The 15667-nt window shown below is 62.4% G+C and carries 16 protein-coding genes; 12 read left to right on the top strand and 4 right to left on the bottom strand.

Annotated elements, in window-relative coordinates; translation table 11 throughout:
• The first annotated feature begins 130 nt into the window (after positions 1 to 130).
• The 5 genes from QRN22_RS22770 (at position 131) to bamJ (ending at position 5076) form a co-directional block, all read left to right on the top strand.
• On the top strand, positions 131 to 2602 hold the full coding sequence (locus QRN22_RS22770; protein WP_042556297.1) for a Lon protease family protein: 2472 nt from the start codon (positions 131 to 133) through the stop codon (positions 2600 to 2602).
• A gap of 183 nt (positions 2603 to 2785) precedes the next feature.
• Positions 2786 to 3127: a PA4575 family protein gene (locus QRN22_RS22765; RefSeq protein WP_042556298.1), complete on the top strand. Its 342-nt coding sequence runs from the start codon at positions 2786 to 2788 to the stop codon at positions 3125 to 3127.
• Positions 3128 to 3320: 193 nt separating this feature from the next.
• A complete protein-coding gene (locus QRN22_RS22760; RefSeq protein ID WP_042556299.1) occupies positions 3321 to 3809 on the top strand; it encodes a TIGR00645 family protein in 489 nt (162 codons plus the stop codon).
• A 112-nt stretch (positions 3810 to 3921) separates the two neighbouring features.
• A complete protein-coding gene (locus tag QRN22_RS22755; protein ID WP_042556300.1) occupies positions 3922 to 4227 on the top strand; it encodes a DUF6482 family protein in 306 nt (101 codons plus the stop codon).
• A 231-nt stretch (positions 4228 to 4458) separates the two neighbouring features.
• On the top strand, positions 4459 to 5076 hold the full coding sequence (gene bamJ / locus QRN22_RS22750; protein ID WP_042556301.1) for a BamJ family beta-barrel-assembly machinery protein: 618 nt from the start codon (positions 4459 to 4461) through the stop codon (positions 5074 to 5076).
• A gap of 126 nt (positions 5077 to 5202) precedes the next feature.
• Here bamJ and QRN22_RS22745 read toward each other — a convergent pair whose 3' ends face one another.
• A complete protein-coding gene (locus tag QRN22_RS22745) occupies positions 5203 to 5430 on the bottom strand; it encodes a PA4570 family protein (protein ID WP_042556302.1) in 228 nt (75 codons plus the stop codon).
• Between the two features lie 201 nt (positions 5431 to 5631).
• Positions 5632 to 6600, bottom strand: coding sequence for a polyprenyl synthetase family protein (locus QRN22_RS22740; protein WP_042556303.1), 969 nt, complete (start codon positions 6598 to 6600; stop codon positions 5632 to 5634).
• 301 nt (positions 6601 to 6901) lie between these two features.
• Between QRN22_RS22740 and rplU the strand changes: the two genes are divergently transcribed.
• The 5 genes from rplU to QRN22_RS22715 all read left to right on the top strand — a co-directional run bounded on the left by rplU (position 6902) and on the right by QRN22_RS22715 (position 10686).
• Positions 6902 to 7213, top strand: coding sequence for a 50S ribosomal protein L21 (gene rplU / locus QRN22_RS22735; protein ID WP_042556304.1), 312 nt, complete (start codon positions 6902 to 6904; stop codon positions 7211 to 7213).
• A gap of 38 nt (positions 7214 to 7251) precedes the next feature.
• The gene (gene rpmA, locus QRN22_RS22730; protein ID WP_042556305.1) at positions 7252 to 7509 is read left to right on the top strand and encodes a 50S ribosomal protein L27; all 258 of its coding nucleotides are present in this window, start codon (positions 7252 to 7254) and stop codon (positions 7507 to 7509) included.
• Positions 7510 to 7734: 225 nt separating this feature from the next.
• Positions 7735 to 8958 carry an Obg family GTPase CgtA gene (gene cgtA, locus QRN22_RS22725; RefSeq protein WP_042556306.1) on the top strand — a complete coding sequence of 408 codons (1224 nt, stop codon included), beginning with the start codon at positions 7735 to 7737 and terminating at the stop codon, positions 8956 to 8958.
• A 100-nt stretch (positions 8959 to 9058) separates the two neighbouring features.
• Positions 9059 to 10177, top strand: coding sequence for a glutamate 5-kinase (gene proB, locus QRN22_RS22720; protein WP_042556400.1), 1119 nt, complete (start codon positions 9059 to 9061; stop codon positions 10175 to 10177).
• A 50-nt stretch (positions 10178 to 10227) separates the two neighbouring features.
• Positions 10228 to 10686, top strand: a complete 459-nt coding sequence (locus QRN22_RS22715; protein ID WP_042556307.1) for a CreA family protein — start codon at positions 10228 to 10230, stop codon at positions 10684 to 10686.
• A 74-nt stretch (positions 10687 to 10760) separates the two neighbouring features.
• Here the strand turns inward: QRN22_RS22715 and QRN22_RS22710 are convergent, their stop codons facing one another.
• Together QRN22_RS22710 and rpsT are read right to left on the bottom strand one after the other, a co-directional pair.
• Positions 10761 to 12386 (bottom strand): methyl-accepting chemotaxis protein, encoded by a 1626-nt coding sequence (locus QRN22_RS22710; protein ID WP_042556308.1) that lies wholly within the window; start codon positions 12384 to 12386, stop codon positions 10761 to 10763.
• 161 nt (positions 12387 to 12547) lie between these two features.
• A complete protein-coding gene (rpsT, locus tag QRN22_RS22705; RefSeq protein WP_042556309.1) occupies positions 12548 to 12823 on the bottom strand; it encodes a 30S ribosomal protein S20 in 276 nt (91 codons plus the stop codon).
• A 263-nt stretch (positions 12824 to 13086) separates the two neighbouring features.
• Between rpsT and murJ the strand changes: the two genes are divergently transcribed.
• Complete coding sequence (gene murJ / locus QRN22_RS22700) at positions 13087 to 14631, top strand: murein biosynthesis integral membrane protein MurJ (protein ID WP_042556310.1); 1545 nt, start codon at positions 13087 to 13089, stop codon at positions 14629 to 14631.
• A gap of 90 nt (positions 14632 to 14721) precedes the next feature.
• Entirely contained in the window at positions 14722 to 15660 is a 939-nt protein-coding gene (gene ribF, locus QRN22_RS22695; protein ID WP_042556311.1) for a bifunctional riboflavin kinase/FAD synthetase, read from the top strand.
• The last annotated feature ends 7 nt before the right edge of the window (positions 15661 to 15667 follow it).

Raw genomic sequence — 15667 nt, 5'->3', positions numbered from 1 at the left:
CGCCCGCACCTGCTGCGGGCGTTTTGCTTTCTGCGGGGCAGGTCGATACCGGTTGGCATCGGTGCCTTGCCAGGGGGAAGCGGGCGGCGCGAGAATGCAGACACTTCTCTGCGGTAATTAAGGATCTCCGATGCCCGATCCCGTTGCAGCCGGCCTGCGCCTGGCGCCCGATGCACTCACTCGTCCCTTCTCGCCTCAGCAGTTCGCCTTCACCACCACCGATGACCTGGAGCCTTTCCGTGGCGTGCTTGGCCAGGAACGTGCCGTCCAGGCGCTGCAGTTCGGCGTGGCCATGCCGCGCCCCGGTTACAACGTATTCGTCATGGGGGAGCCGGGCACCGGGCGGTTCTCTTTCGTCAAACGTTACCTGCGCGCCGAAGGCAAGCGCCTGGAAACCCCGCCGGACCGCGTCTACGTCAATCACTTCGACGAGCCCCGCGAGCCCCGCGCCGTGGAACTGGCTGCCGGAACCGCTGGCGAGTTCATCGCCGATATCAACGCACTGATCGACAACCTGCTGGCGACCTTTCCGGCGGTTTTCGAGCACCCGTCGTTCCAGCAGAAGAAGAGCGCCATCGACCGCGCCTTCAACAAACGCTACGACCAGGCGCTGGACGTCATCGAAAAGCTGTCTCTGGAGCGCGGCATCGCCCTGTACCGTGACAGCACCAACATCGCCTTCACGCCGATGCTCGAAGGCAAGTCCGTGGACGAGACCGAATTCGCCCAGTTGCCGGAAGCGGAGCGCGAACGGTTCCATGCCGATATCGCCACGCTGGAAGAGCGCCTCAACGAGGAGCTGGCCAGCCTGCCGCAATGGAAGCGCGAGTCGAGCAACCAGCTGCGTCAGCTCAACGAGGAAACCATCACCGTCGCCCTGCAGCCGCTGCTGGCGCCGCTCTCGGAGAAATACGCCGAGAACGCGGGCGTTTGCGCCTACCTGCAGGCGATGCAGGTGGACCTGCTGAAAAGCGTGGTCGACCTGCTCATCGAGGTGGAGAAGGCCGACGCCCAGACCCGTAAGCTGCTCGAAGAACTGTACGCCCCCAGCCTGATCGTCGGTCATCATGCCGACGGCGGCGCGCCGGTGGTGTTCGAGCCGCATCCGACCTACGACAACCTGTTCGGCCGTATCGAGTACAACACCGACCAGGGCGCGCTCTACACGAGCTATCGCCAGTTGCGCCCGGGTGCCTTGCACCGTGCCAACGGCGGCTTCCTGATTCTCGAAGCGGAGAAGTTCCTCAGCGAGCCATTCGTCTGGGAGGCCCTGAAGCGGGCCCTGCAGTCACGCAAGCTGAAGATGGAGTCGCCGCTGGCCGATCTGGGCCGTATCGCCACGGTCACTCTCAACCCGGAAACCATCCCGCTGCAGCTCAAAGTGGTGATCATCGGCTCGCGCCAGCTCTATTACGCGCTGCAGGACGCCGATCCTGACTTTCAGGAGATGTTCCGGGTGCTGGTCGATTTCGACGAGGACATTCCGCTTGCCGACGACAGCCTGGAGCAGTTCGCCCAGTTGATGAAAACCCGTACCAACGAAGAAGGCATGGCACCGCTGAGCGCTGCGGCAGTCGCGCGGCTGGCGACCTACAGCGCCCGCCTGGCGGAGCACCAGGGGCGGCTGTCGGCGCGCATCGGCGATCTGTTCCAGCTGGTCAGCGAGGCGGACTTCATCCGCAACCTGGCGGGTGAAACGGTTACCGACGCCGACCATATCGAGCGTGCGCTAAAGGCCAAGGCCACGCGCACCGGGCGGGTCTCCGCGCGGATCATCGACGACATGCTGGCCGGTATCATCCTCATCGACACCGCCGGTGCGGCCATCGGCAAATGCAACGGCCTGACCGTGCTCGAGGTCGGTGACTCGGCGTTCGGCGTACCGGCGCGAATTTCCGCGACCGTCTATCCAGGCGGCTCGGGCATCGTCGACATCGAGCGTGAGGTCAATCTCGGTCAGCCGATCCACTCCAAGGGGGTGATGATCCTCACCGGCTTTCTCGGCAGCCGTTACGCTCAGGAATTCCCGCTGGAGATCTCCGCCAGTATCGCGCTGGAACAGTCCTACGGGTACGTGGACGGCGACAGCGCCTCGCTCGGCGAAGTCTGCACGCTGATCTCGGCCCTGTCGCGCACGCCGCTCAAGCAGTGTTTCGCGATTACCGGTTCGATCAACCAGTTCGGTGAAGTGCAGGCCGTCGGTGGGGTCAACGAGAAGATCGAAGGCTTCTTCCGCCTGTGCGAGGCACGCGGGCTGACGGGCGAGCAAGGGGCAATCATCCCGCATTCGAACGTCTCCACCCTGATGCTCGACGAGCGTGTGCTGCAGGCCGTGCGTGCCGGTCAATTCCATGTCTATTCGGTGCGCCATGTCGACGAGGCGCTGAGCCTGCTGGTCGGCGAAGACGCCGGTACCCCGGACGACAAGGGCGTCTTCCCGAAAGGCAGCGTCAATGCGCGAGTGGTCGAGCGCCTGCGCGAGATCGCCGAGATCGGCATGGGTGAGGAAGACAAACCCGAGCAGGCCAAGGAAGCGCTGACCGCTGCGCTGCCAGAGAAGGCGCCCAAGAAGCCGCGGGTGAAAAAACCGTTGGTCGAGTGAGGTAGGCGCGGGCGAGCTGATCAATTCATGAACGTCTCGCCCGCGGCTATTCAGCATGCTGGATGGCCGCGCTTGCGCACCTGTCATGCACAGAGTTATCCACAGGTTCTGTGAATAAGCCTGCCTTTGCCAATAGAGGTTACAGGTGTAGGCTGCAAGTCTGTTTCCGCGAGGATTGCCGCCGTGTCGCGTAGCCTCTGCCTGACTCGTGAATACCTGGGCGTGACCACGCGCATCGAGTGCGCGGTACTGCCGCTGGCGGGTGATCGAGGTCTTTGGACATTGATCTGCATCGCCGGCATGTCCGCCAGGCAACCCTCCGCCGTCAAGGCACAAGGCCCATTCCACGGCCCTTTGGTGGTTGAAGAGCTGCTCGATGAAATCGCCGAGAGCCTGGCCGTTCAGGGGTATGGTGCCTGCAGTGAACCGCCGATCTGGCGCCTGCATGCCCAGGCCGAGTTGCGGCGCATCAACGGTGACAATCGCCACTCGACTGCTGCCCATCCGTTGTTGCCTGACAGCTGAGCGAGGAGCCTCTCGGATGTTTTTTCGAGGGGCTGAGCGGTGCACTGCGGCTATGCGTCGCAGTTCTTATCCACAATGTGCATTGCTGCTATCGATTGCGTTATATAGGCCCCTTTCAGGCTGCCGGCCGTGGCTTGCCTGCGCCTCGCTGCTGGGTATACTCGCCCGCTGTTTCAATCATTTGTGAGAGTCCATGGAACGCTTTATCGAAAACGCGATGTACGCATCGCGCTGGCTGCTGGCCCCCATCTATCTAGGTCTGTCGCTTGGCCTGCTGGCGCTGGCACTGAAGTTCTTCCAGGAAGTCTTTCATGTCCTGCCCAACGTTTTCGCCATTGCCGAAGCGGATCTGATTCTGGTGCTGCTGTCGCTGGTCGACATGGCCCTGGTCGGTGGTCTGCTGGTGATGGTGATGATGTCCGGCTACGAGAACTTCGTTTCGCAACTGGATATCGATGAAGGCAAGGAAAAGCTCAGCTGGCTGGGCAAGATGGACTCCAGCTCGCTGAAGATGAAGGTCGCGGCCTCCATCGTGGCCATTTCCTCGATTCACCTGCTGCGGGTATTCATGGACGCACGTAATCACGAAGCCGATCACCTCATGTGGTACGTGATCATCCACATGACGTTCGTCGTTTCAGCCTTCGCCATGGGCTACCTGGACAAGCTGACCAAGCACTGATCGGTACGCCGATGCAGCCAGGAACGCCCGGCTTTGCACTGCAAGGCCGGGCGTTTTGTTATCTGCGTGGCGGCGAACGTATAGTGACGGTTCCAGCTCTCGAGGATATGCCATGACTCTGCCCGAATTGCTGCGCGCGGCTCGCGATGGTGCGGTAAGCGAACTCGAACTGATTTCTCTGGAAGGGGGGATCTACCTGTTGCAGATCGTCGCTAGCCAGCGGCGCTGTCATCTCCTCGATGACGCCGGCCGCAACCTGCGCTTGCGCTCCGTGGAACACGCCAGGGACCTGCTGCAGGAACTGCCCGAGGTGCCGTTGTTTCTGGTGCATGCCTCGGCGTACGACGAGATGTGTGGCCTGCCAGGCGGAACCCGTGACGCGCTGCGTGTGCCTGTCAGCCTGCGCAGCCGCTGGTGAGCCGTCATCGGGTCTGTTGACGTTTCAGCAGGACCGCGCCGGCGCGGCCCTGTGGGTTGCGCGGGAAATCTCGCCATGCGTCGCTGGATGACTTGAAAAGGGAATACCACTCCCTGCGTTCTTCGCCTCGCCGCCCGGCCTTGCGAGATTTCTCGCTGCAACGCGGCTTGCGTTGAAGCGCCAACAGACCCTAGGCTAGTCAGCCTTTTTTCCAGCTTGCGGAGCGGCGACATGCCCGAACTCAATCTTTCCACTGACGAAGCACGCGTCAGCTACGGCATCGGCCGCCAACTTGGTGGCCAACTGCGTGACAATCCGCCGCCGGGCGTCAGCCTCGAAGCCGTTCTGGCAGGGCTGGCCGATGCATTCGCTGGTCAGGAAAGCCGTGTCAGCGAAGCCGAGCTGTCGGCCAGCTTCAAGGTAATCCGTGATGTCATGCAGGCCGAAGCCAAGGCCAAGGCCGACGCTGCTGCTGGTGCCGGCCTGGCTTTCCTGGCCGAGAACGCCAAGCGCCAGGGCATCACCGTGCTGGAATCCGGTCTGCAGTACGAAGTACTGACCGCAGGCGAGGGCGCCAAGCCATCGCGTGATGACAGCGTGCGCACTCACTATCACGGCACCCTGATCGACGGCAGCGTATTCGACAGCTCCTACGAGCGCGGCCAGCCGGCCGAATTCCCGGTCGGTGGCGTGATCGCTGGTTGGACCGAGGCCCTGCAACTGATGGGTACCGGCAGCAAATGGCGCCTCTACGTGCCGAGCGAGCTGGCCTATGGCGCCCAGGGCGTTGGCAGCATCCCGCCACACAGCGTGCTGGTATTCGATGTCGAGCTGCTCGACATTCTGTAATCGCGGCGCAGGGTGGATGGTGCGCCTGCGGTCACGCTATTCATCCAGCATTGCGGTCGAGTGGTGGTGGGCGGTGCAGCGCTGCCCACCCTACGGCTGGCTCGCGAGCCTTCGCATACGTCAACTTCACGGGCGCAAGGCCCGGGCGTAGCAGTACAGGAACAAACTGCGGACCAGTTCCTTGAGCACCAGTGGCTCGCTGGAATTCAGCTCGTGCAGATCCAGATCACCCTGTTTACGCAGTTCATCCAGCGCTTCTTCTTCGAGAACGGCGCAGACTTCGCCTGTTTCCCGGTGCAGGATGCGCAGATAGGGGTGAGGGCGATCCAGCCAGGCGTCTATCAAGTAAGTCATGCTCATCATCTCCCTGAGTCAATGGTAGATATGAGAATAATTCTTATTACGATAATAGCAAGCGTTAATCGCAGCCTTTCGTCGATCCGGCCGTCAGCGCTGATTTCCAGTCCCTGCCGATGAGCGGGGAGCGGGCAACCCGCAGCGCGTGCCACAAAAAAGCCCGTCACATGGACGGGCCTCGGTACGCTGTTCTCGCGGTCAGTGCGTGCGGGCTACGGCGAAGTGGCTCAGTTCCACCAGCGCGTCGCGATACGGGCTTGGCGGCAGCACTTCCAGGCAGGCGATGGCGCGTTCGGCGTAGTCGCGGGCCAGGTTGGCGGTGTAATCCAGGGCACCGGCCGCTTCCACGGCATTGCGGATGCTTTCCAGGTCTTCCAGGCCACCCTTCTGAATCGCCTTGCGTACCAGTGCCGCCTGCTCCGGCTGGCCTTCGCGCATGGTGTAGATGAGTGGCAGGGTGGGCTTGCCTTCGGCCAGGTCGTCACCGACGTTCTTGCCCAGGGTGGCTGCATCGCCCTTGTAGTCGAGCAGGTCGTCGACCAATTGGAAGGCCACGCCCAGGTGATCACCGAACGTGCGCAGTGCTTCGTTCTGCTCTGGCGTGGCTTCGGCCAGCGCTGCGGCGCTCTGGGTCGAGGCCTCGAACAGCATGGCCGTCTTGCCGCGGATGACTTCCATGTAGGTTTCTTCGGTGGTGCTGGCGTCGCGGATCTTGGTCAGCTGCAGCACTTCGCCTTCGGCGATCACGCGAGTGGCCTTGGCAAGGATCTTCATGACCGGCATCGAGCCCAGTTCGACCATCATTTCGAACGAGCGCGAATAGAGGAAGTCGCCGACCAGCACGCTTGGCGCATTGCCCCACTGTGCGTTGGCGGTGCTGCGGCCGCGGCGCATGTCCGACATGTCGACCACATCGTCATGCAGCAGGGTGGCGGTGTGCAGGAACTCGATGGTGGCGGCCAGCAGGCGCAGACGGTCGTCGCTCATGCCCAGTGCCTTGCCGCTGAGCAGCACGAGCAGCGGGCGCAGGCGTTTGCCACCGGCGGAAATGATGTAGTCGCCGATCTTCTCGACCAGCGGGACGCGGGAAACCAGCTGTTGACGGATAATGCCGTCCACGGCGGTAAAGTCATCCGCTACCACACTGTAAAAAGCCTGGGGTTGCATCAGCGACACGTGCTCCTTCTAGGTTGCGCGGCATGTTAGGGGCTCTTGACGTTTCAGTGCAAGCCGAAGGGCGCGCTTAAAAGGCTGCGACCCGGCGTGCCGTGGCAGAGCGGTCGTGGCGAGCGCTCATGGTGCTTGCGCAGCTCCGGGGGCTTGCGTACAATCGCGCACCCTGAACTTCCCCCTGGGTATTTCCCTGCCTTACGCAATTGCAAGGGTGTCCTTCCGGCCCCAAGCAGCCATGCCAGCCGACACTTATTCCTATAAAGCGCTGGGTGAGCAGGATTAACGGAGATTTACCATGTACGCAGTAATTGTTACTGGTGGCAAGCAATACAAAGTCACCGAAGGCGAATACCTCAAGGTCGAGAAACTGGAAATCGCCACTGGCGAAGCCGTTACTTTCGACCGCGTGTTGCTGATCGGCAACGGTGACGACGTGACCATCGGTGGTCCGGTCATCGAAGGCGCCAAGGTGTCGGCTGAAGTCGTTTCGCAAGGTCGTCACGATAAAGTCACCATCATCAAGTTCCGCCGTCGTAAGCACCACATGAAGCGTCAGGGCCACCGTCAGTGGTTCACTGAGATCAAAATCACCGGTATTCAGGCCTGATTCGTTTCGCCTGAACCCTTTATAGGAGTATTGAACTCATGGCACACAAAAAAGCTGGCGGTAGTACCCGCAACGGTCGCGACTCAGAAGCCAAACGCCTTGGCGTGAAGATGTATGGCGGCCAGAAAATCATTCCTGGCAACATCATCGTGCGTCAGCGCGGCACCCAATTCCACGCTGGTTACGGCGTTGGCATGGGTAAGGATCACACCCTCTTCGCGAAAATCGAAGGCGTGATCAAGTTTGAAGTAAAAGGCGCCTTCGGTCGTCGTTACGTGAGCGTCGTCGCAGCTTAACCGCGAAGTTGCTGGAGAAGCCCCGTCCTGCGACGGGGCTTTTTTGTTTCTGTATCCTATGGCGTGGCTTGGCTCTGCTTGCTATCTGCAAAGTGGCTGCGAGGCACGTATTGCGTGGGTTCTTGCCAAACTGTCCTGGGTTGACGCGGGCGGTTTCAGGGCAATTTTGCAAGCACCCGGTGTTTCTTGTTTCAGTGACCCGCGTTTTAAGCGGGAGGCGTATCCATGAAATTCGTCGATGAAGTATCGATTTCTGTAAAGGCTGGTGATGGTGGTAACGGCATGATGAGCTTCCGTCGTGAGAAGTTCATCGAGAACGGTGGCCCCAACGGTGGTGATGGTGGTGATGGCGGCTCGATCTTTATCGAGGCGATGGCCAACCTCAATACCTTGGTGGACTACCGCTACACCCGTCGCTTCCAGGCGCCCAATGGTGAGAAGGGTGGCAGCACCGATTGCACCGGTGCCAAAGGTGAAGATCTCATTCTGCCAGTGCCGATTGGCACCACGGTGATCGACGCTGGTACCCAGGAAGTGATTGGTGACCTGACCAAGGCCGGACAGCGCCTGCTGGTCGCTCAGGGTGGCTGGCATGGTCTGGGCAATACCCGCTTCAAATCCAGTACCAACCGTGCGCCGCGGCAGACCACGCCAGGCAAGCCGGGTGATGCGCGTGACCTCAAGCTGGAGTTGAAGGTGCTGGCGGACGTCGGTCTGCTTGGCCTGCCCAATGCTGGCAAGAGCACCTTTATCCGTTCGGTTTCGGCGGCCAAGCCGAAGGTCGCCGATTACCCCTTCACCACGCTGGTGCCGAATCTGGGGGTGGTGAGTGTCGATCGTTACAAGAGCTTCGTGGTCGCCGACATTCCGGGTCTGATCGAAGGTGCTTCCGACGGTGCGGGCCTGGGGATTCGCTTCCTCAAGCATTTGTCGCGTACTCGCTTGCTGCTGCATCTTGTCGACATGGCTCCACTGGACCTGACCGATCCGGCCGAAGCGGCTGCCGTCATCGTCGCCGAGCTGACCAAGTTCAGTCCGTCGCTGGCTGAGCGTGAACGCTGGCTGGTGCTGAACAAGGCCGACCAGATCCTCGATGAGGAGCAGGAGGCGCGGATCGCCGAGATCGTTGCGCGGATCGAGTGGACTGGACCTGTGTATGTGGTATCCGCCCTGGCGCGGCAGGGCACCGAGCAGCTGTGTTATGACATCATGGACTTCCTCGAGGCGCGCGCTGAGCGCATCCAGGAGAATCCAGAATATGCAGCCGAGCTGGCCGAGCTCGATACCCGTATCGAAGATGAGGCGCGCGCTCAGTTGCAGGCGCTGGATGACAAGCGCGCGCTGCGCCGCTCCGGTGTGCGGCCTGTCGCTGAGGCTGAAGAGGATGACAGCTTCTGGGACGAGGAAGATGAAGACGATGGCCCGGAAATCATTTACGTCCGGGACTGATTGGACGACAGACGCCGCTTTTTAGCGGCGTTTTCGTAAGTTTTGGCCGTTGCCGTCGGTGATGGCTTGCGAAATGAGCTTCTGGCTGGGGTTGGTGAACATGCGTGACAAGGTAAGCGGTGCGCAGCGCTGGGTGGTGAAGATTGGCAGTGCCTTGCTGACGGCCGATGGCAAGGGCCTGGATCGCGGCGCCATGGCGGTGTGGGTCGAGCAGATGGTGGCGCTGCGGGCGCAGGGCGTCGAGCTGGTGCTGGTGTCGTCCGGCGCTGTGGCGGCGGGCATGAGCCGCCTTGGCTGGACTGCGCGACCGAGTGCCATTCACGAGCTGCAGGCGGCTGCCGCCATCGGTCAGATGGGCCTGGTACAGGCCTGGGAGTCGAGTTTCGGCGAGCACGGTCGGCGCACGGCGCAGATTCTGCTGACCCACGACGACCTGTCCGATCGCAAGCGTTACCTCAATGCGCGCAGTACCTTGCGCACGCTGATCGACCTCGACGTGGTCCCGGTGATCAACGAGAACGATACCGTGGTGACCGACGGCATTCGTTTCGGTGACAACGACACCCTGGCAGCGCTGGTGGCCAACCTGGTAGAGGCCGACCTGCTGGTGATCCTCACCGACCGCGACGGCATGTTCGACGCCGATCCGCGCAACAACCCCGATGCCCAGCTGATCCACGAGGCGCGTGCCGACGATCCGGCGCTGGATGCCGTCGCCGGTGGTGTCGGTGGTGCACTGGGCCGTGGTGGCATGCAGACCAAGTTGCGGGCTGCACGGCTGGCGGCGCGTTCCGGGGCGCATACCGTGATTGTCGGTGGTGCCATCGAGCAGGTGCTGGCGCGGCTCAAGGCCGGCGAGTTGCTCGGTACCCTGCTGGTGCCGGAGCGCGGCATGCTGGCGGCGCGCAAGCAGTGGCTGGCGGGGCATCTGCAGACGCGCGGTACGCTGGTGCTGGATGCCGGTGCGGTGATGGCGCTGGTGTCCGACCGCAAGAGCCTGCTGCCGGTGGGCGTGAAGGCGGTGCAGGGCAGTTTCCGGCGCGGTGAGATGGTGGTTTGCGTGGCGCCGGACGGTCGTGAGATCGCCCGCGGTCTGGCCAACTACAGTGCGCTCGAGGCGCAGAAGATCATTGGCCGTCCTTCGGATGACATCGAGCGTCTGCTCGGCTATGTCGATGAGACCGAACTGGTGCATCGCGACAACCTGATTCTGGTTTAGACGCCGCTACAGGTTGCGAGTGTTTTGTCGGTATCCATGAGAGGTGACGTATGAAGGCAGGATGGCTGGGGTTGTTGTGTCTGTTGCCGCTGTGGGTGTCTGCCGAAGAGATCGGGCAGGTGTCTACCGTCTTCAAGTGGGTGGGGCCTAACGACAAGATCGTGGTCGAGGCCTTCGACGACCCGAAGGTGGCGGGCGTGACCTGTTACCTGTCGCGCGCCAAGACCGGTGGCGTGAAGGGTGGTCTCGGCCTGGCGGAAGACCGCGCCGAGGCATCGATTGCCTGTCGGCAGGTCGGCCCGATCAGCTTCGCCGGTGAGCTCAAGGATGGCGAGGAGGTCTTCCGCGAGCGTACCTCGCTGGTGTTCAAGACCATGCAGGTGGTGCGCTTCTTTGACCAGAAACGCAACACGCTGGTGTATCTGGTCTACAGCGACAGAATCATCGAAGGCAGCCCGCAGAATGCGGTGACCGCCATCCCGATTCTGCCCTGGCCGAAAGCGCAGTAATCCTCCTTGCGACCTGCGTCGCGCGCTTCCGGGCGTGGGGGCGGGCGCTTGCCAACCCTTTCCCTTGCTGACATTCAGATCCGGAAGCGCGCCACCAGTGTGTTGAGGTCGACGGCCAGGCGCGAGAGTTCCTGGCTGGCCGCACTGGTCTGGTTGGCGCCGGCGGATGTCTGCAGCGACAGGTCGCGAATGTTCACCAGGTTGCGATCGACTTCCCGGGCGACCTGAGCCTGCTCCTCCGAGGCGCTGGCGATCACCAGGTTGCGTTCGTTGATCATGGCGATGGCTTCGGTGATCTGCTCCAGCGCGCTGCCTGCGCCTTTCGCCACTTCCAGTGTCGAGCGTGCCCGGTCATTGCTGTTCTGCATGGCGGCGACGGTTTTCTCGGTGCCCACCTGAATGCCGCCGATCATGCCCTCGATTTCCTGGGTCGACTGCTGAGTGCGGTGCGCCAGGGCGCGAACCTCGTCGGCGACCACGGCGAATCCGCGCCCGGCATCGCCAGCTCGTGCCGCTTCGATGGCTGCGTTGAGGGCGAGCAGGTTGGTTTGCTCGGCGATGGAGCGAATCACGTCGAGCACCTTGCTGATTTCGCGAATCCGCTCGGCGAGCTGTTCCACTTCACTGGATGTGGCGGTTACGTCTCGGGTCAGCTGGCTGATCGACTCGACGGTTTCACGTACCTGCTCGCGGCCCCTCAGGGCTGTGCTGTTCGATGCCTGGGAGGCTTCCGAGGTGCTTACCGCGTTGCGCGCCACTTCTTCCACGGCGGCAGTCATCTCGTTGACCGCGGTGGCGGCCTGTTCGATTTCGGTATTCTGCTGATGCAGGCCGCGCGTGGAGTCTTCGGTGACCGCATGCAGTTCTTCGGAGGCGGACGCCAGCTGGTTCGAGGAGTCGGAAATGCTCTGAATGGCGGCGTGCAGGTTCTTCTGCATGACCTGCAGGGCGGTCATCAGGCGAGCCGGCTCATCCGTGCCCTTTACTTGGATGCTTTGCGTCAGGTCGCCAGCCGCGATGACTTCGGCGATGCGCAGCGATTCGCCCAGTGGCACGACGATGCTGCGGGTCAGCACCACGGCCAGTAGTACGGTCAGTGCCAGGCTGGCGACCAGGGTGGCGATGACCATCTGTTGTGCGTCATCGAAGGCGGCCTGGCTGGCGTCCGTGGATTGTATGGCGCCGTCATTGTTGAAGCTGGAAATGCTCTTGATCGCTGCCGCCAGCCCGTCGGCATAGGTGGACAGCGGGCCATTGGCCAGGCGCGTGGCTTCGTCGATGCGCCCGGCGCGCGCCGCGCCGACTACCTGCTGCTGCAGGTTGGAGTATTCGTCGTAGGCTTTATGAAGCTGATCGAGCAGTGCCTGCTCCTGGGGCGAGCTGACCAGTTTGGCGTAGGCGTCGAACTGTCCCGGAACCGCCTTCACCAGGCCGTCGATGGTGCCGAGGGTGCTCTGCCGTTCGGCTTCGTCGGTCAGCAGTACGCTGCGTAGCGTCAGGGCACGGATGCGGCCTATGTTGGTGGCCAGACCTTCGGCGGTGATCAGCGACGGTAACCAGTTGTCGCGGATCTGGTCCGAGGCGCTGTCCATGCGATTCATCTGCGACAGCGCGAAAAGCCCGAGCCCTAGCAGCAGGGCTGCCAGCAATGCGAATGCCAGGCCGGCGCGCTTTCCTATATCCAATCCTCTCGACCACATAGCAGACATCCTTTCCGTTATCCGCGCACCATGCAGCGGACGATGTTGAGGGTATCGGCAGGGTTCTCGCGGGCTTGAAATGGTCCGGGGGTCGTTGGTCGTACTTTTCTTCAGGCAATAAAAAACCGACCCTGAGGTCGGTTTTTCACGAAGCGGGACGCTTAAGCAGCAGCTTGGCTGAGTGCTTTTACGTGACCGTTCAGGCGGCTCTTGTGACGAGCGGCCTTGTTCTTGTGGATGATGCCTTTGTCGGCCATACGGTCGATAACAGGCACAGCCAGAACGTAAGCAGCTTGTGCTTTTTCGTGGTCTTTGGCGTCGATAGCCTTGACTACGTTCTTGATGTAGGTACGAACCATGGAGCGCAGGCTGGCGTTATGGCTACGACGCTTCTCAGCCTGTTTTGCGCGTTTTTTGGCAGAAGGTGTATTGGCCACCGTCAAGCTCCTCGAAAACTAAGGGGTTACAGACAAATAAGGCCGCGAATCATGCAGGCGAGCGAAGCACTTGTCAAGGTCGATCCTTGGTCAGTCGTCGTAGAGCCGTTGCAAGAAAGGATGCTTTATCGGGCCGGCGATTCTACACTCCCGGCCCGCACTTGTGGCGCCGCACCTTCGTGCGGTGTCGCGGTCTGTTGCTGGCGTGCGACGGGCGTTGCGCGTAGTGGGCCCTGTAATCGTCGATAGAGCATCCCTGCCGAATGAATCTTCTCAAGTCGCTGGCCGCGGTCAGTTCCATCACCATGCTGTCGCGCATTCTCGGTTTCGTGCGGGACACCATCATGGCGCGGATCTTCGGGGCGGGCATCGCCTCGGATGCCTTCGTGGTGGCGTTCAAGCTGCCCAACCTGTTGCGGCGCATTTTCGCCGAAGGAGCCTTTTCCCAGGCCTTCGTGCCGATCCTGGCGGAGTACAAGACCCAGAAGGGCGAGGAGGCCACGCGTACCTTCGTCGCGTACGTTGCCGGTCAACTGACTCTGGTGCTGGCCCTGGTCACGCTGCTCGGCGTGCTGGCCGCGCCATGGATCGTCTGGGCATCGGCGCCGGGCTTCAGCGACAACCCCGAGCGCTTCGAGCTGACCAGTGACCTGCTGCGGGTGACCTTTCCTTATATATTCCTGATTTCCCTGTCGTCCTTCGTCGGCGCGCTGCTCAACACCTGGAACCGCTTCGCGGTACCGGCTTTCGTGCCGACGCTGCTCAACGTCAGCATGATTGTCTTCGCCCTGTTCCTGACGCCGTATTTCGACCCGCCGATCATGGCCATGGGCTGGGCCGTGCTGGTGGGTGGCCTGCTGCAGCTGCTTTATCAGTTGCCGCACCTGCGCAAGATCGGCCTGCTGGTGCTGCCGCGTCTCAACCTTCGCGATAGCGGCGTGTGGCGTGTGTTGCGGCAGATGGGCCCGGCGATTCTCGGCGTGTCGGTGGCGCAGATCTCCCTGATCATCAACACCGTGTTCGCCTCCTTCCTGGTGGCCGGTTCGGTGTCGTGGATGTATTACGCCGACCGCCTGATGGAGCTGCCGGCCGGTGTGCTGGGCGTGGCGCTGGGCACCATCCTGTTGCCGTCGCTGGCGAAGACCCATGCCGCCGAGGACCCCGCCGCCTACTCGAAACTGCTCGACTGGGGCCTGCGCCTTTGCGTTCTGCTGGCGCTGCCCTGTGCGCTGGCCCTGGCGCTGCTGTCCGAGCCATTGGTGGTGGCACTGTTTCAGTACGGCAAGTTCACCGCTGCCGACGCCGACATGACCCAGCGCGCCTTGCTCGCCTACTCGGTGGGCCTGCTCGGCATGCTGCTGGTCAAGGTACTGGCCCCGGCGTTCTACGCCCGTCAGGACATCCGTACCCCGGTGCGCATCGCCATGTTCACGCTGCTGATGACGCAGGTGATGAACGTGCTGTTCGTCTTCGTCATTCCCCTGGCCCATGCTGGCCTGGCCCTGGCCATTGGCCTGGCGGCCTGCCTGAATGCCGGGCTGTTGTTCTGGAAGTTGCGCGCGCGCGGTTTCTATCAGCCGCAACCCGGTTGGGGCATGTTCGCCAGCAAGCTGCTGGCGGCGATGCTGGTGATGGTCGTGGTGCTGGTCGGCATGCTGTGGCTGATGCCCGCCTGGAGCGACGGCAACATGCTGCAGCGCCTGCTGCGCCTGGGGGCATTGGTCGCGGCCGGGGCGCTGAGCTATTTCGCGGTGCTGGGCATTCTCGGTTTCCGCCTGCGCGACTTCGCCCGACGTTCGGTCGGCTGAGCGGGCTAACGCTAATAGAGCGCCGGATCAGCCTACCCGGCGCCAGCCGCTGTGCGTATAATTGGCCACTTTGTGAGCAAGAAGCGCGTTATGCAGCTGGTTCGAGGCCTTCATAATCTGCGGCCCCAGCATCGGGGCTGTGTCGCCACCATCGGTAATTTCGACGGCGTTCATCGTGGCCACCAGGCGATTCTGGCGCGTTTGCGTGAGCGTTCGGCGGAGCTTGGCGTACCGAGCTGCGTGGTGCTGTTCGAGCCGCAACCGCGTGAGTACTTCGACCCCAGCGGTGCACCTGCCCGGTTGAGCCGGCTGCGTGACAAGCTCGCCTTGCTGGCTGCCGAAGGTGTCGACCGCGTGCTGTGCCTGGCCTTCAACCCACGTCTGCGTGAGTTGAGCGCGGCGGAGTTCGTGCAGCGCGTATTGCTCGATGGCCTGGGCGTTCTGCATCTGGAGGTGGGGGACGACTTCCGCTTCGGTTGCGACCGCGCCGGCGATTTCGCCTTTCTGGCCGAAGCCGCGCAACGCGAAGGCTTCACCGTCGAGGCGGCCAAGACCGTGGAAGTCAATGGCCAGCGGGTCAGCAGCACGCGTGTGCGCGAGGCCCTGGCCAGCGGTGATTTCAAGGTCGCCGAAGGCATGCTCGGGCGGCCGTTCCGGATCGTTGGGCGGGTCCTGCACGGGCAGAAGCTCGGTCGTCAGTTGAACGCGCCGACCGCCAACGTGCAGCTCAAGCGCAAGCGCGTACCGCTGACCGGGGTCTACCTGGTCAGCGCCGAGATAGATGGCCGGCCATGGCCAGGCGTCGCCAATATCGGCGTGCGCCCCAGCGTGGCCGGTGACGGGAGCGCCCACCTCGAGGTGCACCTGCTGGATTTTGCCGGCGACCTGTATGGCCGGCGTTTGACGGTGGCATTCCACCACAAGCTGCGCGATGAGCAGCGTTTCGCCTCACTCGAGGCACTGAAGACGGCAATTGCTGCCGATATTGCCGCCGCCCGCGCCCATTGGCACGGCCAACCGCTTAAGTGAAGAGCCG

It is taken from the genome of Pseudomonas sp. MEJ086 (assembly GCF_030209025.1).
Lineage (GTDB): Bacteria > Pseudomonadota > Gammaproteobacteria > Pseudomonadales > Pseudomonadaceae > Aquipseudomonas > Aquipseudomonas fulva_A.
The sequence above is the reverse complement of the archived record's forward strand: the minus strand, read 5'-3'. Positions and strand labels throughout refer to the sequence as shown.

Coding starts and splice junctions, on each gene's coding strand:
- murJ (WP_042556310.1), top strand. CDS start 13,087: ATGAATCTTCTCAAGTCGCTGGCCGCGGTCAGTTCCATCACCATGCTG.
- QRN22_RS22710 (WP_042556308.1), bottom strand. CDS start 12,386: ATGTGGTCGAGAGGATTGGATATAGGAAAGCGCGCCGGCCTGGCATTC.
- ribF (WP_042556311.1), top strand. CDS start 14,722: ATGCAGCTGGTTCGAGGCCTTCATAATCTGCGGCCCCAGCATCGGGGC.
- proB (WP_042556400.1), top strand. CDS start 9,059: ATGCGTGACAAGGTAAGCGGTGCGCAGCGCTGGGTGGTGAAGATTGGC.
- QRN22_RS22755 (WP_042556300.1), top strand. CDS start 3,922: ATGACTCTGCCCGAATTGCTGCGCGCGGCTCGCGATGGTGCGGTAAGC.
- bamJ (WP_042556301.1), top strand. CDS start 4,459: ATGCCCGAACTCAATCTTTCCACTGACGAAGCACGCGTCAGCTACGGC.
- cgtA (WP_042556306.1), top strand. CDS start 7,735: ATGAAATTCGTCGATGAAGTATCGATTTCTGTAAAGGCTGGTGATGGT.
- QRN22_RS22745 (WP_042556302.1), bottom strand. CDS start 5,430: ATGACTTACTTGATAGACGCCTGGCTGGATCGCCCTCACCCCTATCTG.
- QRN22_RS22760 (WP_042556299.1), top strand. CDS start 3,321: ATGGAACGCTTTATCGAAAACGCGATGTACGCATCGCGCTGGCTGCTG.
- QRN22_RS22740 (WP_042556303.1), bottom strand. CDS start 6,600: ATGCAACCCCAGGCTTTTTACAGTGTGGTAGCGGATGACTTTACCGCC.
- QRN22_RS22770 (WP_042556297.1), top strand. CDS start 131: ATGCCCGATCCCGTTGCAGCCGGCCTGCGCCTGGCGCCCGATGCACTC.
- QRN22_RS22715 (WP_042556307.1), top strand. CDS start 10,228: ATGAAGGCAGGATGGCTGGGGTTGTTGTGTCTGTTGCCGCTGTGGGTG.
- rpmA (WP_042556305.1), top strand. CDS start 7,252: ATGGCACACAAAAAAGCTGGCGGTAGTACCCGCAACGGTCGCGACTCA.
- rplU (WP_042556304.1), top strand. CDS start 6,902: ATGTACGCAGTAATTGTTACTGGTGGCAAGCAATACAAAGTCACCGAA.